The following is a 22625-nucleotide window of genomic DNA, read 5'->3' as shown; positions in this document are numbered from 1 at the left end:
AAAATATTAAATCATTTCATCGGGTTGGGCGGTGTTGACCCGGCGGCCTATGTCTCGCAGCCGGGCCAGCTGATCGGCAAGGCCGGGCCCCTCATCCAGGCTGGTGACAAAGTTCCAGAGGTAGGTCATCACAGCATAGACATGGCCTGCGGAGACCTGGGGCTGGGCCATCAGCATGGTGATGGCCAGCAGGAACAGCAGGGAGGCGCTGATGCCGACCGCCAGAAAGGCGAGCGCCTCCCGATCCGAAATCCGGATACGCAGCCAGGCCAGCGCGCGGTAGTGGCGGGAGAGGCTGGCTGACTGGGCATGAGTGACCAGCTTGACCTCGTGTTCCAGCCGATCGTTGAGCCGCTCGTGCAGAAGCTGGTTCTTGCGCGAAAAGCCGGGCAGTAGCAGGCCGAACAGCAGCAATACCCCCATGCAGGCGATGCCGACCCAGAACTCGATCACCATCAGCATCACGGCCGCCCCGACGATGGAGATCAGGCTGGTGGCCAGGATCGGGATATGTTTCTCGAAGAAGTCGACAAACTCCCGCGCCAGGGTAACCCGCGCCACTATGGTGGATTGCCCCTCCTGCTGCTGGCGTTGTGTCAGGATCACCGGCACCGCCAGTGCCGCATAGATATGGGTAAAGGTGCGGGTATCGACCGCCCGGCGCAGGGCACCGATGAGCCAGAACAGCAGCACGATCAGGGCGTAGCTTGAAGCCTGCCACCACTGGCCCTTGACGATGGCGTCGATGGCAAAGCCGGCGAACAGGGGATAGACCACCAGCAGGATGTTTTCGAGGGCCACCAGCGAGAAGGTGCCCGCCAGCTTGAGGGGATTGGCCCGCGCAATCGCCCCCAGCGAACGACCGGCCGAGTGTGGCAACGGCGTGGCCTGCTCGTCGCAACTGGCTGCCGAAGTGGTTGGTGTTGTCATGGGTTATCTCCTAAGATGTCGGAAACGCCAAGTTTGAGCGAGTGCTCAAAGTTTGTTTGAGCGACTGCTCAAAGTCAAGCAGGTCGATGGATATTGCAGGAGGTCAGATGGCACGCCCATCAGCAGAACAGCGCAAAGAGATGATCATCGAGGCCGTACTGGCCCTGTTTCGAGAGAAGGGGATGGCGGCATCGTCAACCCGTGATATTGCCGAGCGCACCGGTCTGGCGCGCAGCCACGTCTACCACTACTTCAAGGATTGGAAGGAGCTCTGCCTTTGCGCCGTGGAGCGCTTCACCAGTCAGGAGATCGCCGAGCAGCGGGAGTGGTTGCTGCCGCTGCCAGCCCGCGAAGCGTTGCCGCTCTTTGTGCGGGACAACCTGCCGACCAGTCAGGATGCCTCCTGGGCCATCTATCTGGATGCCTGGAACGAGTCACTGCGCGACCCGGTATTGGCCGAGAGCTACCGCAAAATCATTCTGGCGTGGCGCGAGGTGCTGGAGCTGATCCTGCAAAAGGGGATCGACAGCGGCGAGTTTGCAGCGGGTGATGCCCGGCGACTGGCGCGCCAGATCACCTCGCTTATCAACGGCTATGCCGATGACCTTATTCTGGAGCCGACCCCCGAGACGGTCGAGGCCACTTATCAAGAGATCATGCTGGTGGTCAATCAGCTGGTCTTGCCCCCGGCCCACTCATAGCGGCGCTGGCACACAAGGGAGGGGAGGCATGCCAGCGTGGGGCCTCCCCCGGTTTTGTTGGCCATCCGCCGGGCGCGCGATGGTCAGATACCAGGGAGCGGTTGTTGATGTCGATTACCCATTTGTCACTGCAAGATGCCCGTCATCTGCAACTGGCGGCGCAGGGGCTGCTTGCCCCCCGTCGCAGCAAGGCGACCCCGGCCGATCTGCTGGCCACCATTCGCCGCATGGCGCTGCTGCAGATCGATACCATCTCGGTGGTGGCACGCAGCCCCTATCTGGTGCTCTTTAGCCGCCTTGGCCAGTATGAACCGCGTTGGTTGGAGCAACTGCTGGCTGACGGCGAGATCTTCGAATATTGGGCCCACGAGGCCTGCTTTGTGCCCCGCGAAGATTACCGATTGCTGCGCCACCGGATGCTCGACCCCGTCGCCATGGGCTGGAAGTTTTCGGCCAACTGGCTTGCCACCCATCAGCAGGAGATTGGCCAGCTTATCGAGCGCATTCGCCAGCACGGCCCGGTACGGGCGGCCGATTTTGAGCGCAAAGAGGGGAAGGGCAATGGCTGGTGGGACTGGAAGCCGGAGAAGCGCCATCTGGAGGTGTTGTTTACCAGCGGTCAGCTGATGGTGCGGGAGCGGCGCAACTTTCAGCGTGTCTATGACTTGGCCGAGCGGGTCATCCCCGAATGGAGCGACCAGCGGGATCTGCCGAGCGTCGAGCAGGCGCAGCGGGATATGGTGCGCGCCAGCTGCCGGGCGCTGGGGCTGGTCAAAACCGGTTGGGTTGCAGATTACTACCGGCTGCGGCGCGGCAAATACGATGACCTGCTCCATCAACTGGCGGACGAAGGGGAGCTGTTGCCGGTACGGGTGGAGGGGTGGCAGCACGGCGCTTTTGTGCACGCCTCGCTGGCCGATGAGCTGGCAAGGGCGCAGGCGGGCACCCTCAAGGCAACCCATACCACCGCCTTGTCGCCGTTTGACCCGCTGGTGTGGGATCGCAAACGGGCCAGTGAACTGTTCAACTTTGACTATCGCATTGAGTGCTATACCCCGGCGCCGAAGCGTCAGTACGGTTACTTCGTGTTGCCGCTGCTGCATCGCGGCAAGCTGGTGGGCAGGATGGATGCCAAGGCCCATCGCCAGCAGGGGATCTTCGAGATCAAGAGCCTCTATCTGGAAGCCGGTGTGAGAGTGACCCGCACGCTTGCACAGGATCTGGCGAAAGCCCTGCAAAAGCTGGCTGACTGGCACCAGACGCCGCAGCTTCGTTATGGTGCCATTCCGGCCAATTTGCTGGCGTTATGGCATGAAAGCACCCCTGCAAAGTGAGCTCTATCCCTTCTGGGCTAAGCTGCAAGAGGGATAAACAGTTCGGGAGTGGGAGATGAAACGAGTGGCAACATGGTGGGCGGGATTGGCTATGGCCATCTTGTCCCCCGCGCTATGGGGGCAAGAGCCACCAGTGAAGATCTGTCTGGGGGAGGGCAACGAGTGGGCCCCCTTTACCTACTGGGAGCGCAAGGACGGGGTGCCCGATACCAGCCGCCTGACCGGTTCGGCGACGACGCTGGTGCTCGATTCATTACAACAGAGCGGGCTCTCGCACCAGATCCGCTATCTGCCCTGGGCGCGGGTGCAGCAGGAGCTGGCGGATTATCACCAGAACGGTCTGTGCGAGCTGACCTGGGATGCCAGCTACAAGCCGGAGCGGGCCGAGTTTGCCTTCTATAGCGTACCCCTCTATTACACCCACCTTGGTTTCTTCTATCTCAAGCGCCGCTACCCCGAACCGCCGGATCTGCAGACGGTCAATCGCTCCCGTGTGTGCGGGGTGATTGGCTACAACTACACCCCCTACGGGCTCGCGCAAGAGCCACGCCGGGTCAAACAGTTGCAGCAGGCGCTCGACATGCTGGAGCGGGATCGCTGCGACTTTCTGCCGAGCGAAATCGAACCTCTGGTGGCAGGTATCAGCCTTGGCATCTACCGCAGCGAGAGCGGGTTGCTCAATCTCGCCCTGCCCAGCCGCAAGGGCTTCTATCTGCTGGTGAGCAAGGGCTCCCCCCGCGGCCACCAGCTGGTGAACATCCTCAATCAGTCGCTGGTGGCATTTCAGGAAGGGGGGCATACGGATGAGGTGATGCGCCGCTTCTTGCCGCCGATGGAGTAATAGCGAAGGGTTGCTGTCATTCAGGGGGAGCAGATAAACAGAGGGCCAGCCGGTGCAAACCGGCTGGCCCTTTTTTACGTGAGAGGCTGTCAGGCCGCCAGACGGGTCAGTACCTTCACCAGCAACTCGATGCGCGGGGCAATGCTGGCCAGGTCCAGATACTCCTCGTCACTGTGGAAACCGGCACCGATAGGGCCCAGACCATCCAGAGTGGGGATGCCGAGGGCGGCGGTCAGGTTGGCATCAGAGCCGCCCCCCACCTCCTGCCAGCTGATTGGCAGTCCCAGTTCGGCGCCACACTCCTCCACCAGTTGCATCAGCGCCAGAGTGCCTTCTGATGGCACCATGGCCGGTTTGTGGGCCTCGCGGGTCAGCTGGATGGTGACACCATCCAGATGCGGCCGCTCGGCCAGGGTCAGCAGATGATCGTCGATCTGGTGGTACTCCTGATTGTCCCAGAAACGGACATCCACCACGGCGCTGGCATGGGCCGGCACTATGTTGGCGCCGTTGCCCCCCTCGACAATGCCGATGTTGAGGGTGGTGCCGCTCTCGAAGTTGGTCAGGGCGTTGATGGCCAGGATCCAGTGGCCCAGCTCGGTGATGGCGCTGCGCCCCTTCTGCGGTTCGTTGCCCGCGTGAGCCGCCTTGCCGGTGAAGTCGATGCGATAACGGGCCATCCCCTTGCGCGCTTTGACCAGCGAGCCATCGGCTCGGGCCGCTTCGGCCACCAGCACCTGTTTTGCCTGTTTGGCCACCGTTGCCAGCCAGTCGCTGGAGTGCAGGGAGCCGATCTCCTCGTCCGGGTTCATGCAGACGCAGATGCTCAGGCGATCGCGCACCTCGCGGGGGAGTTCACGCAGGGCATAGACGATGTTGAGCAGGCCGGATTTCATGTCGGAGACACCGGGACCGTAAGCGCGCTCACCATCGATGCTCATCGGGCGGGCGGCGGCGGTGCCGAGGGGAAAGACGGTATCCATATGGCCGATCAGCATTACATCGATCTGCGCAGCATCAGGCTGGTTGCGGATCTCCAGTCCCACCCCGGCGGCGCCACAGTCGACCCGCTTGATCTGCCAGCCGCCCATCGCCTCATATTTGGCCGCCATCAGGTCGGCCACTGCCGCAATGCCCGGTTGGTGCAGGGATCCGCAATCCAGATTGATCAGCGGGGCCAGTTCGGTCAGGTATTGATCCAGAGAAAAAGTCATTGCTTGCTCCACTATCAGGTTCGGGTCAGAGAAGGATGTTCATCACCAACATGGCGCCGAAGGCGTTGAGTACCGAGATGGCGACCATGATGGGGATGTAACGCCCTTCGGTGCCGATGCAGCCGAGGATGCGGCCCATGTACTGCACCTGGGAGCCCATCAGGTAGATGGCTGGCGCCAGAATGGCGATGTGAGTGCCGTTGAGGATCCCCTGATCAAACAGGGTGATGACCACACCGACCGCGCCGCCCATCGACATCCAGGCGCCGATCAGCACGGCTGCCGCCTCACCGGGCAACCCGAAGATGGCCATGACAGGGGAGAAGATGGCGCCCATGGCATCCAGCGCGCCGGTGATCTGCAGCGCCTTGATGATGACGAAGGCCATCAGTACGTTGGGTACGGTGGAGGTGGTGGCGATGACCCAGCCCTTCTTGGCCCCTTCGACGAAGATATCGGTGACGATGGGTTTCTTGATGTTGGCCTGGCTCATTTGGCTTGCTCCTGAGTGTTGAGAGTCTGCTGGGTGTTGTTATCGGTCTGCTTGCCTTCGCTCATATTGAGGTAGACCCGGAACAGGTTGGCCCCGACAAATTTGAAGGCGAACATCACGATGACAGCCAGACCGATGGAGGAGCTGACCGCCGGGCTGCCATCTGCCAGCGTCAGGGTGAACAGTACGGCGCCTGAGGAGAAGAAGTTGACTATGGTGGCACCTGCGGAGAACTGGAACATGGTGAACACGTCGGTTTCACGCTTGGTGATGAGCCCTTCATCCTTGAGCTGACGAGTCATGGCGGCACCGGCATCGGTACTCTGCAGGGAGGCGATAAGGGCGAGGCCGGTGTTGCCCGGGATCCCCATCAGCGGACGCAGCAGCGGGGTCAGCAACTTGCGGGCCGCTTCCAGCGCGCCGTAGTGCTCCAGCACATTGATCATACCGAGGGCAAACATCACGGTGGGGATCAGGGTCAGGGCAAACAAAAAGCCATCGCGAGCGCCGTTGCCCCCCTTGCCGCGCATGTCGGTCATGGCGGTCTTGATGCCGTCACCATTCTCGCTGACGCTCTGGACCATGGTACCGAACGAACCGTTCAGTGTGGTGAAATCGAATACCCCGTACCACTCGCCGGATTGCAACAGCCCGGAGAAGAAGACCACGGCGAAGGCCAGTGCCAGGTAACTGCCTATGCTCACCGAGCGTGTTTTGTCTGTCATTAGCTAGCTCCATATGAATAATTATTTAATCTGAATAATTATAATTGATATGGATGTCACTAAATTGATGGTGGTCAAAATGGTTTGCTGCAAATGACGAATGCATTGGGGTTATGTGACTGTGATCGCCATATGCTTGGACGATAATCTGGTTTTTATCGAATTGTTTGAGTGAATAAAAAGCAGGGGCGGGATAGCGTGGCAATAAAAAACCGGGCACTTGGCCCGGTTTGGTCAATCAGTCAGATGTGATTACTGGAGTACCAGTACCATCAGCAGGCCGACACTAATGGCAGATACCAGGAAGGCAAAGCCATAGAACACATAGTGGTGCAGCTTGGTGGTGTGGATCCCCAGATCGTGCAGACCGTGGTAGATACGGTGCATGCCGTGCCAGACTGGCAGGGCGATGATCACCAGCAGGATGCAGGCACCCCACCAGGAGCTGGCGAACGCGTGCACGCGGTCATAGCTCATGGTTTCCACGTCCATGATGCCCATGGGCACCAGCAGACCGGTGATGAGGACAAGGACCGGCAGCAGCATGGCAACGACCATGCCACCCGCACCAAACAGACCCCAGTAAATTGGTTCGTCAGAACGTCTCATTGTTTTCTCCTCAGGCCACGATGATCAGGACAAGCAGGGACACCACCGCCAGCGCCACATACTGGGCGAGAACGATCGGCTTCTCCGGTACCAGGTCTTCACCACGGAAGATACGCATGGCTTTCGGCGCCAGGGCGAACCAGGTTTTGGCATGGAACAGGCACGCCGCCAGAGCGACGACATGGAACAGGATGGCGATCGGGCTTTGCAGGGATTCCAGCCAGCCGTTGAACGCTTCCTGACCCTGAACCAGGCGCATCAGGCCCCACATCAGCACAACGGCGTAGATGGAGACGAAGATACTGGTGCCTTCACGGATCATGTAACCGGTGTAGAAGGCGTTCTTCAGCCACCAGTCTTTCTTCATTTCGCGGACGTAAGGTTTACGTTTGCTATCAGTGTTGTTCATGGTCTCAATCCTGCTCTCAATCTGGCTTGAACATGGCGATCATGTAGTCCTTGGCGCTTTCGACCTTGCCAAGCTGGATGGCCGCCGCCGGATCGACGCCTTTCGGGCACACTTCGGAGCAGTAGCCCACGAAGGTACAGCCCCAGACGCCTTCGTCCTGGCTGATGATGCGCATACGCTCTTTGGCGCCGGCATCACGGTTGTCGACGTTGTAGCGATAGGCCAGAGCCAGTGCCGCCGGACCGGTGAACTTCTTGTTGATGCCGTACTGCGGGCAGGCCGCGTAGCAGAGACCACAGTTGATGCACTGGGAGAACTGCTTGTACTGCGCCATCTGGGCCGGAGTCTGGATGTACTCGCCATCACACAGGCTGCGCGGCTCGCTCGGGATGATGTACGGCTTGATGCTCTCCAGCTTCTCGATGAAGTCGGACATGTCGACCACCAGATCGCGCTCGATCGGGAAGTTGTTGAGCGGCTCGACGGTCATCTTGCCCGGCAGATAGTCGCGCAGGAACGCCTTGCAACCCAGCTTGGGCACACCGTTGACCATCATGCCGCAGGAGCCGCAGATCGCCATCCGGCAGGACCAGCGGAAGCTCAGGGTAGAGTCCAGGTGATCCTTGATGTACTGCAGGGCGTCCAGCAGAGACATCTCTCTCTGGTATGGCACCTGGAAGGTTTGCATCCAGGGCTCGTTATCCTGTTCCGGACGGTAGCGCAGGATCTCAATTTCAATCATCTCAGCCATTCTTCTTAGCCTCGTCTTGTTTCTCACCCTCGGAGCCGTACACGCGTTTTGCCGGCTGGGACTTAGTGATCTTCACATCGGAGTAATCGATGGAGGGCGTTTCGCCATTTTGGTAGAACGAGAGCGTGTGCTTGAGGAAGTTCACGTCATCGCGCTCTTCGTAACCATCCAGACGCTGGTGGGAACCGCGGGACTCTTTACGATTGATGGCGGAGTGCGCCATGGCTTCAGCCACGTCCAGCATGTAACCCAGTTCGATGGCGTACAGCAGATCGGTGTTGAAGACAGAGGACTTGTCGTTGATCTTGACCTTCTTGTAACGGGCTTTCAGCTCGTTGATCTTGTCGATGGTGCCCTGCATCAGCTCTTCGGTACGGTAGATACCGACACCGGCTTCCATGGACATGCCCAGTTCGTTGCGGATGTCTGCCGGGTTTTCAGTACCGTCTACGTCCATCAGGGAGAGGTGCTGCTTGATGAGCGCCTCGGCCTTGGCGGCCAGCGCTTCGGTGTTGCCATGCTTCTGAGTCTTGGCAAATTCACCTGCCTGCTCACCGGCCAGCTTGCCGAATACCACGATCTCGGACAGGGAGTTGGAACCCAGACGGTTGGCACCGTGCAGACCGACGGAGGCACATTCGCCCGCGGCGTAGAGGCCGGGCAGACGGGTGGCACACTTGTTGTCAGTCTCGATACCACCCATGGTGTAGTGGGCAGTCGGACGTACCGGGATAGGCTCTTTGGCCGGATCCACGTTGACGTAGGCTTTGGCCAGTTCGCAGATGAACGGCAGACGCTCTTTCAGGTACTTCTCGCCAAGGTGACGCAGGTCGAGGTGAACCACATCGCCCATCGGGCCCTGAATGACGCGGCCTTTCTGCTGCTCTTGCCAGAATGCCTGGGAAACGCGGTCGCGCGGACCCAGTTCCATGTATTTGCTCTTCGGCTGGCCGATCGGCGTTTCCGGGCCCAAGCCGTAGTCTTGCAGGTAGCGGTAGCCATCCTTGTTGAGCAGAACGCCACCCTCACCACGACAACCTTCGGTCATCAGGATGCCGGTACCCGGCAGACCAGTCGGGTGATACTGAACGAATTCCATATCACGCAGCGGTACGCCGTGACGGTAGGCCAGTGCCATGCCGTCGCCGGTGACGATGCCACCGTTGGTGTTGTAGCGATAGACACGGCCAGCACCGCCGGTTGCCACGATCACGGATTTGGCCTGGATGAAGCGGGTGATACCGTTCTGGATGTCGAAGGTCAGTACGCCCTGAACGCGGCCGTCGTCCACGATCAGATCAAGACAGAAATGCTCGTCGAAGCGCTTGATGCTCGGGTATTTGACGGAGGTCTGGAACAGGGTGTGCAGAATATGGAAACCGGACTTGTCTGCGGCGAACCAGGTACGCGGAACCTTCATGCCACCAAACGGACGCACGTTGGCTTTGCCATCCGGCTTGCGGCTCCAGGGGCAACCCCAGTGCTCCAGCTGGATCATCTCTTTGGTTGCGTTGTTGACGAAGTATTCCACTACGTCCTGCTCGCACAGCCAGTCACCACCGGAGACGGTGTCGTTGAAGTGGTTTTCGAGGGAGTCGTCATCACGGACGACACCGGCGGCGCCGCCTTCTGCAGCAACCGTGTGGCTGCGCATCGGGTAAACCTTGGAAATCAGGGCGATGTCCAGGTCTGGCTGTGATTCGGCTATAGCGATAGCGGCGCGTAAGCCGGTACCGCCAGCACCGATGATGGCCACATCGGTCTTGATAATATCCACATCTGCCTCCTTAGGGATAGATTTGCTGGGCACGATTTTGCTCTATGAAAAAAATTCAGGCTTGATGCAAGTCAAACTGCTAGGTTTTATTCCCTTTTTATTGGTTATTTTTCTATAAAACACCCAAATCCCTGGATGAAAATGTCGTTATTATCGTCATTTTTTGGTGTTACTGAGCAGTTGAACACCTAGCTACGAGTACTTTAACTTCTGGATTGTACGTAGTTTTCTTTCAATAAAATGCGAATCACCTCTCTTTTTAGGTACTCGCGAAAAAAATTTTAAGTTTTTTATTGTAATTTTTTAATGAGAATTATTGGCATTCATTTGTTCGAATAAGATTATGTAATCCTAAATTCGGCAATGACCACGGCGGTGATTTGATAATTCCAGACGAATAGCAAGGATTTCAAGGCGGGGAATTTAGCGGGTAATATGAGATTACTCACTGAAAATTAAGCGCTATTTAGAAAAATAAAAGGGGCCTGTACGGCCCCTTTTGCTCATGCTCAAATGCGGAACATGCCGACCTGATTGCTCAGTTCACCCGAAATATTTTTAAGTTGTTCAGAGAGATGGCGTGAGCTGTCTGCATCCACGGCCAGTTCGTCCGAGACATCTTTCACCGCCTGAATGTTGCGGCTTACCTCGTCGGTGACGGCCCGCTGCTCTTCAGCCGCGCTGGAGATCTGGGTCGCCATGTCGGAGATCTGGTTGATCGAGGTGGTGATCTGCTCCAGCGCATGGGTGGCGTTGTTGGCGTCATCCACGCTGTTCTGGGCCAGCAGCTGGCCTTCGTGCATGGTGCTGACCGCCCCCTGGGTATTGCGTTGCAGGGTTTCGATCATATTGCGGATCTCGACGGTAGAGCTGTGGGTACGCTGTGACAGGACGCGCACCTCGTCGGCAACCACCGCAAAGCCGCGGCCCTGTTCACCAGCACGTGCCGCTTCGATGGCGGCGTTGAGTGCCAGCAGGTTGGTCTGCTCGGCGATGCCCTGAATGGTGGAGAGGATGGTGTTGATCTCCTGAGCGTTTTTCTCCAGTTCCTGAATGATGTTGGAGGCCTGTTCCACCTGGGTGGCCAGATCGGTGATGGAGCGCTGGTTGCGGGCGATCACCTGTTTGCCATGCTCGCAGCTGCTGGAGGAGCTGCGGGCCGCTTCGGCGGTCTGCTCGGCGTTGCTGGCAACCTCGACCGCGGTGGCCGACATCTCGTGTACCGCAGTGGCGATCTGGGAGATCTCGTTTTGCTGGCGTGCCAGCCCCTGATTGGCCTTCTCCGCCATGCTGTGGGAGGACTTGGCCTGCTGATTGAGTTGGCCGGAGGAGTTGGAGATATCCTGCACCATCACATGGATCCGCTCGATGAAGGTGTTGACGTGTTTGGCAACCGCACCCACCTCATCCTCACGTTCAATCTTGATGCGGCGGGTCAGATCGCCGTTGCCACGGGAGAGATCGGCAATCGCTTCGCCCAGGGTTTTCAGAGGGGCCAGCGAGCCGTTGATGGCGACATAGGAGAAGCCTGCCACGATCAGTATGGTGATAAGCCCCTGAATGAGGGAGGAGGTAACCATGCGGCGTACCGACTGGTAGGCGATCTCTTCATCCACCATCATGCCGTAATACCAGTTGGTATTGGGAATGGCATTAAAGTCGTAGACCTCTTTCTTGCCGCTGATCACCAGCTCGTTGATCATGCCGTCATGGGCGACCTGATTGATGTAGGCTGCAGTCAGCTCCGGTGCCAGTGCGGTGGCGGATTTCAGGCTCAGGGAGGCATCGGGGTGCGCGATGATGGTGCCATTGCTGTCCACCAGCATGGCGTAGGTGCCCTCGGTGGTGACCGCCAGAATGTCCGAGATCAGTGAGCTGATGGAGACGTCACCGGCGATGACCCCCTGGGTATTGCCACGCTGGAACGGCTCGGCAATGGTGACAATCAGCTGGCCGGTGGAGATGTCGGCATAAGGGGAGGTGATGGTCATCTTGCCAGCAGCCATTGCGTCTTTGTACCAGGGGCGTTGACGTGGGTCATAACCGGCGGGCAAGTCGGTTGGTTTGCTCTGGATCATTTTGCCGTCTGCGGTACCGGCATAGACCAGGTCGAAGCCACCGGCATTCATGGACTGGGCCAGATGACTGATGGGCTCATCTTCTTTGGCGAATGCTTCCTTGGTGGTGCTGACCATGCTGATCCGGGCGTCGACCCAGCGGGAGATCCCCTTGACGTTGGCCATGGAGCTTTCGTCGATGATGTTCCAGACCAGTCGCTGGGTCTCGCTGCGCAGTTGCGAGGTGTTGTACCAGACCTGCAGGCCGGTGATCACCAGAATGATGACCCCGATAGCCAGAACAAGCTTGTTTTTAATGGATAAGTTCATAGTTACATCCTTGATGAGCGTCAGTCTGAAGTGTGTGGCATCTGATTATTGTTATAGCCTTGTTACTATCGGCCGTAGTCGAACTTTTTTTACCCCGGTCAACAAATTAAAGTTAGTGCCTAAATGGGGGCTTATCCATACGCGTATCGTCTCATCATGGTGAGATAAAGCGATCCGGTCGATTGGTGAAGATTCCATCGACCCCCATGCTAGAAAGCGTTTGATAATCTTCTGGATAATCAACGGTATAAACCAGAACTTTGAGCCCCCGGCGATGTGCATCATCGACCAGCGCGGCGTCGATGAAATCAACATCGCAATTGATGGACCAGGCCCCCAGCTCGTCGGCAAACTGCGCCAGGTTGAGCGGCAGGTTGGCGGTCAGGGCTCCGAGCCGGATATCGGGCCGCGAGGCGGCAAATCGGGCCAGCTCCGGGTGATGGAAGGAAGAAACCACCCACTGCCCGGGAGTAAAGCCCAGCTCGGCCTCTGCCCGTCGGGTCAGGGCTGCCACCGCATCGGCGGTATGGGTGCCTTTGAGCTCGATGTGCAGCTCGCAGCGTCCGGCGATGATCTCCATCACCTGCCACAGGGTCGGGAGCACCTCTCCCTCACCGGCATCGAGCTGCTCCAGATAGGAGCGCGATTGCTCGGTCAGCACCCCCTTGCCATTGGTGCAGCGCTCCAGCCGCCGGTCGTGGAAGACCCACAACTCGCCATCGGCCGCCTGCACGTCGATCTCGATGGCTGATGCTCCCAGCTCCAGCGCTTTGGCCATCGCCTTGAGGGTGTTCTCCGGTGCCAGACCGCTGGCGCCACGGTGGGCAATAATCTGCATGTTCTGCTCCTTTTACCTCGCGGATCAGCCGCGGCTCAGGTGAATGTCGATCTGTTGATGGGGCAGGGGAAGTCCCTGCTGCTGCATCTTCTCCAGCACCAGCGAGTGAACCTCGTGAGTGATGGGCATCCGGTGATCCATGTTGTTGACGTAGAGGCGGATCTCGTAGATCAGTGCCGAGTCGGTGAATTCGATCAGGAAGACCTCTGGCGTCGGCGTCTCCAATACCAGGGTCGATGCCTGGATGGACTCCTCCAAAATGCGCTGCACCAGTTTCGGATCCCGGGTCAGGCCAATCCGGATCCGCAGTTTGACCCGGGTGATAGCATCGGAGAGCGACCAGTTGATGAACTGTTCGGTGATGAAGGCCTTGTTGGGCACGATGATCTCCTTGCGATCCCAATCCACTATGGTGGTGGCCCGGGTTTTGATCTTGGTGACGGTGCCGGTGAGATCGCGAATGGTGACGGTGTCACCGAGCCGGATCGGCTTCTCGAACAGGATGATGAGGCCGGAGACAAAGTTGGCGAAGATCTCCTGCAGACCGAAACCCAGCCCCACCGAGAGGGCGGCGACCAGCCACTGGGTCTTCGACCAGTCGATGCCGAGCATGGAGAAGCCGGTGAGGGCGCCGATCAGGATCACCAGATACTTGCTGGTGGTCGTGAGGGCAAAGCCGGTACCCGGGGAGAGGCTGAGGTGTTGCAGCAGGGTCAGCTCCATCAGCCCCGGCAGGTTGCGGGCAGTCACCACGGTCAGAATGAAAACGAAGGCGGTCAGCATCAGATCCTGCAAGGTGATGGCCGAGAGCTGCTCGATGCCGCCAATCTTGCTGCTCACCTGCCACACCTCGATATTGCTGAGGAAGCTGAAGGCGGAGTTGAGATCCGACCATTGCACTACCACCAGCATGGTAAAGCCCAGCATCAGCAGGGTGCGCACCAGTCCCAGCGACTGGGCGCTGATGGTATCGAGATCCAGTTCAGTCTCTTCCACCACGTCCGGGGTCTCGGAGCTGAGCTCGTCATGCCCCTCTTCCCGGCCGCGCTGGGCCAGGATCTCGGCCCGCTTGCTCTTGGCGCGCTCGAAGGCAAGGCGGCGGCGCTGGATCAGCATCCAGCGTCTGGCCAGATAGTAGACCAGCAGGCAACCCAGCCCCATCAGCAGGCTAAGCTCCAGCTGGCGTAGCAGGGTGCGCGAGGTATAGAAGTAGCCAAACAGGGCGCCGATCACTGCCAGCAGCGGCGCCAGCATCAGGCTGTTCCAGATGAAGTGGTGCAGCAGATGGGGCTTGGTCATGTCGGTCTGGCCCCAGGTGAGCGGCAATCTCTCTCGGTTGAGGCGGGCGAAGAAGAGCAGCAGCCAGAGTGCGCCGATCATGAAGGCCATCCGGCCGAGGGAGTCGTAGAAGGCGTGCTCCTGATAGCTGTTGGCCATCCCCTGCACGAAGAAACTCGGGATCAGCACCAGCAGCAGGGTGCGAAACTGCCCCCACACCTTTTGCACCTGTTCCCGGGGCCAGCGGAAGTGGTGGATCAAAATCCCCCGCTCCAGTGTCAGGTGGCGGGCCATCACCAGCGCCAGCAGCAGGAACCAGATCTCGCCAAGACCACGCGCCACCGCCACCGCAAACGGGTATTGCCAGGCCCCTTCGAGCAGGCCGCGCACCATCAACACCATGGCGGGCAAGGGGAGGGCGGCAAGCAGGGAGCGCAGCAGCAAGCGGCTGGTGAGGCTGAATTTGTCCTGAGTTACCTTGCCGATCCGCGGCGCAATATGGTCGCAATAGAGGTTCAGGTGACGGGCCAGTTTGAACCAGCTCCAGGCCAGCACCAGCAGACCAATACCGGCCAGCGTGAGGCTCAGCGGGCTGTTCTCGGCGATGGCGTAGGGCAGTTGCAGCCAGTTATCCGGGTTGAAGGCCAGGGTCAGCGCGGCAGGAATGCCGAGCATGACCTGCGGGGTAAAGGGGCGCACATCCGGCATCCAGAACAGGTGGCTGGCGCTTATTTCGCGGATCTCGTCGATCTTGCTGTTCTGGCGGCTGTAGAGCAGTTTGAGGCGGGTCTGCTCCTGAATGAGGGTGTCGGAGGCGTCGTTGAGCCGGGTCAGCAGTTGGCGCCGGGCCTTGAGCAGGTTGTCGAGCACCGCTTGCTGTGGCCGATCCAGCGTCACCTCCTCTTCGGCCATCAGCTTGTCGCGCAGCTGGCGGGTATCCTTGAGTCCATCCTGCTCGCTCTCGTACTGGTACTTGGCCATGCGGGCGCTGACGATGGCGGACTCCAGCTTGTCGAGGGGGAACTGGGGAGGCAGATCGGAGAGTTTGCTGCGCAGGTTCTCGCCGTAGGCATTACTGATCTGCAGCCACTCCAGCTGTTCGCGCACCGAGTTGACCAGCTCATTCAGCTCAAACAGATTCTTGTCGACGCTGCGCTGCTCGTCCTGCACCCGCTCAATCTGATCTTCCAGTGTGCCGAGCTGGATGGAGAGCGCCTGATTCTGCTGTTGCTGCTCCAGCAGCAGCGGCATGTCGGTGGTGAGCTGTTTGCGCAGCCGCTCGCTCTCCTCCAGCGCCTGCTCGGTCTTCTCCCGCCGCAGTTGGTTCTGCTGGGTCAGCAGGCTGGCTTGCCACTCATCCTCGTCGGCGATGGCCAGATTGAGCTCCTGCAGCTTCAACTTGCCGAGATCGTTGCGCTGCTGGGCCGAGAGCTGCTCCAGCTCCAGCATCTGGATCCGGTCGGAGAGGCTCTGCTCCTTCATTCTGGTCAGCAGCAGTTGTGCCTCCTGCTGGCGATCCGATTCGCTGCTGAAGCTCAGTCGCTCCAGTTGGCTGCGGGTCAGTTGCAGCTGTTTGCGCAGATCGTCCACCCGCAGGTGATACTCCTGCCCGGTGCTCTCCAGCTGGTTGAGGCTGTCCATCACCCCCTGCCGCTCCTTGCGCAGGTTGAGCTGGCGGTTGCTGCTCAGGCCTATGGCCTGGCGCAGCGCCTCCTCCTTGAGACTCGCCAGCGGCGGGCGAGCAGCGGGCTGATAGTTGTGCAGGCTCTCCTTGAGCCGTGCCGACTCCTTGGGGTAATCGATAAGGATCTGCTGATAGGCTTTACTCTGCTCCCGGTAACGCTCGGCCTCTCTGGCAAATTGCAGCGCCTGCTGGTAGCTCTCCCGCAGCTTCTGGTTTTCCGGTGTATCGCTCTTGGGCACGCTCTGCAACAGGGATTCGGCCTGGGCAATGGCATCGTCGGCGCGCACGGCTGGTGACAACAAGATAAGGGAGAGCAGCAAGAGGGTGAGCAGGCGTTGCAACATGAGGCTCGTTTCCGTTCAGAAGAGGTGGCCCTAGCCTAAAACAGGGCAGGGAGGCGGGTAAAGCAGTCTATATTAATGATTCATAACACAAATAACAGGAAGTCGTGCTGCTGTTTCGCTATGATCCCGGCCGCTTTCTCTCCACCGAGTCGAATATGTCAGCTGTTGATCTGGGCACAGCCCCGCTATCTCGCCTTTTCTGGCGTTACGTAACCCCGACCGTGGCGGCCATGCTGATCACCGGCATCTATGTCACCATCGATGGCATCTTCGTTGGCCATGTGCTGGGTCAGGATGGCATGGCCGGTTTGATGCTGGCTTATCCCATCTGCGCCGTGCTCTATGCGGTGGGGGCGCTGATCGGCATGGGGGCCTCGTCGCTGGTCTCCTTCTATCTGGGGCAGGGCAACCCGGCCAAAGCCCGCCATATCGTCGGCAATGCGCTGGTGATGGTGTTGCTGGCCTCGGCACTGCTCAGTTTTATCGGGATCCGTTATGGCGAGCCCATGTTGGCCTGGATGGGAGCGGAGGGGGAGATCTTCACCGCCGGGCTCTCCTACCTGCAGGCCTACGCCTGGCTTGGCGTCTTTGCGGTGCTGTCGATGGCGTTCAGCTCGCTGCTGCGCAACGATGGCCGCCCTGGGTTTGTCACCCTCATCATGGTAGTCGGGGGCCTGCTCAACGTGCTGCTCGATTATCTGCTGATGGTGGTGTTTCCGTTCGGACTGGCCGGGGTGGCGACCGCCACCATGCTCTCTCAGGCCGTGACGGGCCTTGCCTGCCTGTGGCACTTCTTCACACCGCGCAGCCAGCTGCGGATAAGCTGGGATACCTTGCGCCCCGACCTGCGGCTGATGGGCGAGACGGTGCGCCTCGGGATTTCCAGTTTTCTGATGTACCTCTATCTCTCTGTGGTGTTGGCACTGCACAACAAGGCGTTGCTGGCGGTGGGTACTTCGCTGCATGTGGCGGCCTACGGGGTGATCAGTTACACCGAGGCCTTCTTCTATCTGGTGTTCGAGGGGATCGCCATGGGTATCCAGCCCATCGCCAGCTTTAACGCGGGCGCCGGTCACTGGCGGCGGGTGCTGCGGATCCGCAATCTGGCACTCGGAGTGACGTTGGGGATCGCCCTGTGCGCCATGTTCCCGCTTTATCTGTGGCCGGAGGCGGCGGTCTATCTGTTTGCCGGCGACAACGCCACCCTGCTGCCGGTGGCGAGTCTCGGGATCTGGCTCTACTTCTGGGGGCTGCCGATGGAGGGCTTGCTGCTGGTGGGGGCTACCTACTTCCAGGCCATCAATCGGGCCCGCATCGCCTCCCTGCTCACCGGCGGCAAGCTGGTGCTGATCGGCGGTTTCTTGTGGGGATTCTCGACCCTGTGGGGCGTGCCCGGGGTCTGGCTGGCATTGCCAACGTGCAGCTCGCTGCTGGTGTTGGTGATGTGGCGTGCGATGCGTCGGGAGTCTGGCGCCCACGCGCTGGCCGGATAGGTAATCAGGCTCGACGTGCAGATAGCAGACAGGCAGCCATGGGCTGCCTGTTTTGTTAACGGGCTCTGCCGATTCAGGGCTTGAAGGCACCGATAAAGATGGCGGGATCGACCCGGGTGTCGTTGAGGCTGACGTTCCAGTGCATATGGGGGCCGGTAGCGCGGCCGGTTGAGCCGACTCGCCCGACGATGCCGCCACGCGGCAGGCTCTGACCGAGCTTCACATCGATCTTCGACATGTGGCAGAACATGCTGATGAGCCCCTGACCGTGGTCGACAAAGACGGTATTGCCATTGAAGAAGTAGTTGCCGATCAGGATCACCTTGCCGGCGGCGGGGGACTTGATCGGGGTGCCGGCGCCCACGGCGAAGTCGAGGCCGGAGTGGGGGTTGCGCTCCTCGCCATTAAAGAAGCGACGCAGGCCAAACGGGCTGGAGAGGGGGCCGTTGACCGGCTTGTCGAACATCAGGTTGCTCGGCTGGTTGGGGCTGAAGGTCTGGTAAGCTCGGGTTTGCTCCGCCAGCTCGCGGTTGATACGGGTCATATCTTCGGCGAGCGGATTGACCTGACGGCTGTTCTTGAGCTTGATGTGCTGCTCGCGGTAGTGCTTGGGGGTCACGGTGAAGTCGAGAGTACGGCCATCACCTGTGGTCAGTTGCTGGGCGCCGGGCGTGCTTTTCAGAGAAATGCCGACGATGGCGATCCACTGGTTGTCTTCGCGCACTACCAGCACGGGTTTGTCGTGATAGCGGGCCGTGGGGGCAGTGGGTGACGCGCCAAGAGGGATCACCGCAACGCCACCCGGCACCGGATGGTTGAGCAGGCGACTGATAAAACCCTCGGCCAGGGCTGACTGGCTGGCCAGTAACAACAACAGACAACAAACAACTCTCATGACGATACCACTCGATGTTAAAGCGCCCGGGATGGCGGGATGACAACCCCCTGTCCGGCATTCGTCGATCACTAAAGGATGATCACGGCACGCTGGCCACGACAGGTGCGGCTGGGGGAGGGAGCAGATTGTGCCTCGTTATAGTCGGTGCAGCCAGAGGCGGGGCGTGGCTGACGCCCCTTTTGTGCATAGCTGCGTCAGGTTTTATGTCGTGGTCGGGCCGCTTCGCCATTGAGTCGCCCCCGCCCTGGCTCTAGAATCGGCTTCCGGCACTGATGCCACCGACACTCCGAGGAGACGATATGAACGGATTACCCCCTTTGCGCACCACTCCGGCCCGGTATACGACAGGTCGTGGCTGCCTCTGGGTTCGCAGCGGGTTCGATATCTTCAACAAGGGGATGGGGATCAGCGTGGCCATGGTGCTGGTCTGGTTTATGGTGGGCATGCTGCTGGAGCAACTGCCGGCGGGTGGCCTTATCTCCCAGCTGCTCTACATGGTGTGGGGCGCGGGTTGGGTGGCGGTCGCCGCTCGAGGTTATCGGGGGGAGCCGCTGCAGTTTGCCGATCTCTTCGCCGGTTTTCGCCACAAGTTGACCCCGCTGATGCTAGGCGGTCTGCTGGTGTTGCTGCTGTTCAGCCTGGTGGGCCTCGTCTGTCTCGGTCTGCTCTCCATGTGGGGGCTGCTCCCGCTGCTGACGCAGGATCCCGAGAGCATGGTGGTCTCTGCCAGCCAGTTGCAACAACTGCTGCTGGTATTGCTGGTGGGGATGCTGCTCATCATTCCCGTGCTGATGGGGGTCACCTTTGCTCCGGCGCTGATCTACCACCACGATATCGGCGTCTTACAGGCGGTACGGTTGAGCTTCTTCGGCTGCTGGCGCAATTTTTTTCCCTTCTTCTGGTGGGGGCTGCTCTCAGCCATGTTGTTGCTGTTTGGCGCTGTGTTGTTGCTGGTAGGTCTGCTGGTGGTGATCCCGGCGCTCAACTACTCCATCTATGTGGCTTATCGGGATATTTTCCTGGACGAGAGTGCGCAGCCGGAAGCGCCGAACTCAGAACCATTCGGATTTGAAGCCTGATCAAGGGATCAGAGTGAGAAGGGGCCCGCAGCGGCCCCTTCTTCATGATCGGGTTTGAGGTGTGCTTACTCCTGCCAGATGGGATCCACCGCCATGCGGGCCAGCAGAAAATCGAGGAAGCTGCGCAGTAGCGGCGACATCTGCTTGCGGGTGGCATACACCCCGTAGACCCCGAGGCGCTTGGGCTGCCAGTCGGTCAGCAGGGGCACCAGTTCCCCGCGCTCCAGATAGGGTTGTGCCGAGTAGCGGGGTTGCAGGCTGATCCCTGCGCCTTCCAGCGTTGCTTCCAGCAGCAGGTTGGAGATATTGGCGCTCAGGTTACCACTGACCGGCACTGACTCGGGACCGTCCGGTCCATTGAACTCCCACAGGCTCTTGCCGAAGTAGGTGTAGGTGAGGCAGTTGTGCAGCGCCAAATCCTGCACCTTGTGTGGTATCGGATGACGGGCCAGATAGGCCGGGCTGGCACAGACTACCGAGTGGCAGGTGCCGAGACGGCGCGCCACCAGATTGGGGTCGAGGTCGTTGGTGATGCGCACAGCCAGATCGATCCGCTCCTCTACCAGATTGACGGTTCTGTCGAGCAGCAGAATGTCGATGGCTGTCCCCGGGTATTGCGCCAGATAGTCGTTGGCAGCCCCGACCAGCAGCGCTTCTGACAAGGAGTAGCTGCTGGTGATCCGCAGTTGCCCCTTGGGGGCGTCATCCCCCTTCACGGCGATCTGCTCCATCTCTTCGCCGAGCGCCAGTATGGCGCGGGCCCGGTTCAGCGCCTCCTCTCCCGGTCCGGTCAGACTCAGACGACGGGTGGTGCGGTGCAGCAGGCGGGCGCCCATCCAGCTCTCCAGCTCGGCGAGATAGCGCGACACCATGGCGCGCGACATATCCAGTTTCTCTCCGGCGCCGCTCAGGCTCCCTTGTTCGACTACGCTGACAAAGACCCGCAATGCGGTCAGTCGATCCATGTATGGCTCTCCATATGTTCGATATGTGCAACAGTGATGCGCTTTTTATGCTGTATTTGCACCTTAAGTGATCCAATACACTGTGTCCATCAAATGAACCCCCGAATACTTAATGAGGAATAGATGATGAACAACACCCTGATCCGCAACCTGACTCTGGCTACCACCCTGTTGAGTGGCGCCGTACTGGCCGCCCCCCTGAGCGTGACCGTCTACAACCCTGGCGAGAAGGCGATCTTCCCGGTCTCCTCCTCACTGGTGACCGGTGACAAAGAGGCCATCCTGATCGATGCCCAATTCGACGTGCAAAATGGTCAGGCGCTGGTCGACATGATCAAGAAGAGCGGCAAGAAGCTAACCACTGTCTATATCAGTGCCGGTGACCCCGACTTCTACTTCGGTCTGGAGCCGGTCATGGCGGCGTTCCCGGATGTCAAAGTGCTGGCCGATCAGCATGTGGTTGACCATATCAACGAGACCAAGGATGCCAAGCTGAGCTACTGGAGCCCGATCCTTGGCAAGGGTGCACCGAAGAGCCTGACCGTGCCGCAAGTGATGACCGCCAGCCACCTGACGCTGGATGGCGAGAAGATTGAAATCAAAGAGATGAATACCCCGAATGCCTACCTCTGGGCCCCTTCCATCAAGACTGCTTTTGGCGGTGTGCCGGTTTACCACGGGGTGCATGTCTGGATGGCCGACAGCCAGAACAAGGCGGCCCGCAGTAACTGGGTCAAGGCGCTGGATAACCTGCTGGCCCTGAAACCCGAGCGTGTGGTACCGGGCCACTTCCTGGGGACTGCTCCCAAAGGCACTGCTGCTGTGAGCTTTACCCGTGACTATGTAGAGCGTTTCGAACAGGAGCTGGCCAAGGCGAAAAACTCTGGTGAGCTGATTGAGGCTCTGAAGAAGGCCTATCCGGCACTGCCGGTTGACGATGGTCTGGCCATCGGTGCCAAGGTCAATACCGGCGAGATGAAGTGGTAAGCCACTGAGCCTGCTTTCCCTGTGTTTTTTTACCGGGCCTAAGGGCCCGGTTTTTTATCCGAGATCGAAGTGAGAATGAAGATGAGCGAACAACAAACCACCCTCCATTATGTCTATGACCCGCTCTGTGGCTGGTGCTACGGTGCCACCCCCCTGTTGCAGGCGGCAGCAACTATTGCTGGACTCAAGATCGAGCTGCATGCGGGCGGTCTATGGCTGGGTAGTCGCCGTCAGCCGATGGGCGAGGCATTGCGTGATTATGTGCGCCCCCATGATCAGCGGATCGAAGTGCTGACCGGCCAGCATTTTGGCGAACGCTACTTTAACGAACTGCTGCTGCGGGAAGGCTGTCTGCTGGACTCCGAGCCGCCGATCCGTGCGGTTTTGGCCGTCACGGCGTTGGGGGGCGATGGGCTGGTCATGTTGCACCGGATCCAGCAATCCCACTATCGGGACGGGATCTGGATTGGTGAGCCGGCATTTCTCGCCACGCTGGCGGCAGAGCAGGGGATTTCAGCCGAGGCATTCCAACAAGCTTATCTGCAGGCCCCCTTGCTGCAACATCTGGCAGATAGCCAGGGCTGGATGAAACGGCTGGGCGGTCAGGGTTATCCTACTTTGGGTATAGAGCGAGGGGGAAAACACGAAAGGATAGAGGTCAACCAGTATCTGGGGGAGCCGGAGTTGCTGATCCCACGACTGTTGCGGGCAATAGAGTAAACAGTTAATAGTCTGCGGTAGTTAAAGTGGCCCTCTCTGCGTGTCGATAGCGATATATGGTGCTTATGCAAACTACAAAAGCACAGCTCTACGGCTATGCTCAATTACAAAAACATGAACACATAGCTCCTATCAAAACCGACATTAAACGATGACACGCAGTTAAGG

Annotated in this window: 20 protein-coding genes; 7 read left to right on the top strand and 13 right to left on the bottom strand. The window is 59.5% G+C overall.

All coding sequences use genetic code 11. From position 1 onward, the window contains the following. Positions 1-6: 6 nt before the first annotated feature. Positions 7-930, bottom strand: coding sequence for an ABC transporter six-transmembrane domain-containing protein (locus AB5Y84_RS11630; RefSeq protein ID WP_139433304.1), 924 nt, complete (start codon positions 928-930; stop codon positions 7-9). A 107-nt stretch (positions 931-1037) separates the two neighbouring features. Here AB5Y84_RS11630 and AB5Y84_RS11625 point away from each other — a divergent pair, with 107 nt between their 5' ends. The 3 genes from AB5Y84_RS11625 to AB5Y84_RS11615 all read left to right on the top strand — a co-directional run bounded on the left by AB5Y84_RS11625 (position 1038) and on the right by AB5Y84_RS11615 (position 3806). Next, on the top strand, positions 1038-1631 hold the full coding sequence (locus AB5Y84_RS11625) for a TetR/AcrR family transcriptional regulator (protein ID WP_368176978.1): 594 nt from the start codon (positions 1038-1040) through the stop codon (positions 1629-1631). 107 nt (positions 1632-1738) lie between these two features. Further along, the gene (locus tag AB5Y84_RS11620) at positions 1739-2965 is read left to right on the top strand and encodes a winged helix-turn-helix domain-containing protein (RefSeq protein ID WP_368176977.1); all 1227 of its coding nucleotides are present in this window, start codon (positions 1739-1741) and stop codon (positions 2963-2965) included. Positions 2966-3056: 91 nt separating this feature from the next. Beyond that, on the top strand, positions 3057-3806 hold the full coding sequence (locus tag AB5Y84_RS11615; RefSeq protein ID WP_368176976.1) for a substrate-binding periplasmic protein: 750 nt from the start codon (positions 3057-3059) through the stop codon (positions 3804-3806). Between the two features lie 89 nt (positions 3807-3895). Here the strand turns inward: AB5Y84_RS11615 and AB5Y84_RS11610 are convergent, their stop codons facing one another. The 10 genes from AB5Y84_RS11610 to mscM form a co-directional block, all read right to left on the bottom strand. Beyond that, the gene (locus AB5Y84_RS11610; RefSeq protein ID WP_368176975.1) at positions 3896-5020 is read right to left on the bottom strand and encodes a M20 family metallopeptidase; all 1125 of its coding nucleotides are present in this window, start codon (positions 5018-5020) and stop codon (positions 3896-3898) included. A 25-nt stretch (positions 5021-5045) separates the two neighbouring features. Continuing rightward, the gene (locus AB5Y84_RS11605; protein ID WP_005335063.1) at positions 5046-5513 is read right to left on the bottom strand and encodes a YjiG family protein; all 468 of its coding nucleotides are present in this window, start codon (positions 5511-5513) and stop codon (positions 5046-5048) included. Further along, on the bottom strand, positions 5510-6238 hold the full coding sequence (locus tag AB5Y84_RS11600) for a nucleoside recognition domain-containing protein (protein ID WP_005335061.1): 729 nt from the start codon (positions 6236-6238) through the stop codon (positions 5510-5512). Before AB5Y84_RS11600 ends, AB5Y84_RS11605 begins: the two co-directional genes overlap by 4 nt. Before the next feature lie 252 nt (positions 6239-6490). Continuing rightward, positions 6491-6847, bottom strand: coding sequence for a fumarate reductase subunit FrdD (gene frdD / locus AB5Y84_RS11595; protein WP_368176974.1), 357 nt, complete (start codon positions 6845-6847; stop codon positions 6491-6493). A 10-nt stretch (positions 6848-6857) separates the two neighbouring features. Beyond that, the gene (locus AB5Y84_RS11590) at positions 6858-7256 is read right to left on the bottom strand and encodes a hypothetical protein (RefSeq protein WP_005335058.1); all 399 of its coding nucleotides are present in this window, start codon (positions 7254-7256) and stop codon (positions 6858-6860) included. A 16-nt stretch (positions 7257-7272) separates the two neighbouring features. Continuing rightward, positions 7273-8007, bottom strand: a complete 735-nt coding sequence (locus AB5Y84_RS11585) for a succinate dehydrogenase/fumarate reductase iron-sulfur subunit (protein WP_005335057.1) — start codon at positions 8005-8007, stop codon at positions 7273-7275. Next, positions 8000-9784: a fumarate reductase (quinol) flavoprotein subunit gene (gene frdA, locus AB5Y84_RS11580; protein ID WP_005362288.1), complete on the bottom strand. Its 1785-nt coding sequence runs from the start codon at positions 9782-9784 to the stop codon at positions 8000-8002. The genes AB5Y84_RS11585 and frdA overlap by 8 nt, the downstream gene beginning before the upstream one ends. Before the next feature lie 509 nt (positions 9785-10293). Further along, positions 10294-12171, bottom strand: a complete 1878-nt coding sequence (locus AB5Y84_RS11575) for a methyl-accepting chemotaxis protein (protein ID WP_106842805.1) — start codon at positions 12169-12171, stop codon at positions 10294-10296. A 154-nt stretch (positions 12172-12325) separates the two neighbouring features. After that, complete coding sequence (locus AB5Y84_RS11570; protein ID WP_257725274.1) at positions 12326-13009, bottom strand: glycerophosphodiester phosphodiesterase; 684 nt, start codon at positions 13007-13009, stop codon at positions 12326-12328. 24 nt (positions 13010-13033) lie between these two features. Then, positions 13034-16315, bottom strand: a complete 3282-nt coding sequence (gene mscM / locus AB5Y84_RS11565; RefSeq protein WP_368176973.1) for a miniconductance mechanosensitive channel MscM — start codon at positions 16313-16315, stop codon at positions 13034-13036. A gap of 155 nt (positions 16316-16470) precedes the next feature. On the opposite strand from mscM, the gene AB5Y84_RS11560 reads away from it, so the two are divergent. Further along, the gene (locus AB5Y84_RS11560; protein WP_100647208.1) at positions 16471-17808 is read left to right on the top strand and encodes an MATE family efflux transporter; all 1338 of its coding nucleotides are present in this window, start codon (positions 16471-16473) and stop codon (positions 17806-17808) included. A gap of 73 nt (positions 17809-17881) precedes the next feature. Here AB5Y84_RS11560 and AB5Y84_RS11555 read toward each other — a convergent pair whose 3' ends face one another. Then, on the bottom strand, positions 17882-18703 hold the full coding sequence (locus AB5Y84_RS11555) for a peptidoglycan DD-metalloendopeptidase family protein (protein WP_100653144.1): 822 nt from the start codon (positions 18701-18703) through the stop codon (positions 17882-17884). Positions 18704-19005: 302 nt separating this feature from the next. On the opposite strand from AB5Y84_RS11555, the gene AB5Y84_RS11550 reads away from it, so the two are divergent. Further along, positions 19006-19785 (top strand): BPSS1780 family membrane protein, encoded by a 780-nt coding sequence (locus AB5Y84_RS11550; protein ID WP_368176972.1) that lies wholly within the window; start codon positions 19006-19008, stop codon positions 19783-19785. Positions 19786-19850: 65 nt separating this feature from the next. Here AB5Y84_RS11550 and AB5Y84_RS11545 read toward each other — a convergent pair whose 3' ends face one another. Continuing rightward, on the bottom strand, positions 19851-20750 hold the full coding sequence (locus AB5Y84_RS11545; protein ID WP_204419451.1) for a LysR family transcriptional regulator: 900 nt from the start codon (positions 20748-20750) through the stop codon (positions 19851-19853). A 126-nt stretch (positions 20751-20876) separates the two neighbouring features. On the opposite strand from AB5Y84_RS11545, the gene AB5Y84_RS11540 reads away from it, so the two are divergent. Continuing rightward, positions 20877-21737, top strand: coding sequence for a Vmh family MBL fold metallo-hydrolase (locus tag AB5Y84_RS11540; protein WP_368177000.1), 861 nt, complete (start codon positions 20877-20879; stop codon positions 21735-21737). A 75-nt stretch (positions 21738-21812) separates the two neighbouring features. Continuing rightward, positions 21813-22457, top strand: coding sequence for a DsbA family protein (locus tag AB5Y84_RS11535; protein ID WP_368176971.1), 645 nt, complete (start codon positions 21813-21815; stop codon positions 22455-22457). Positions 22458-22625 lie beyond the last annotated feature (168 nt).

The organism is Aeromonas sp. s11 (genome assembly GCF_040907945.1).
In the GTDB taxonomy this organism is placed as follows: domain Bacteria; phylum Pseudomonadota; class Gammaproteobacteria; order Enterobacterales; family Aeromonadaceae; genus Aeromonas; species Aeromonas veronii.
Note: the sequence above shows the minus strand (reverse complement) of the source record. Positions and strands in the feature narration are given on the sequence as shown.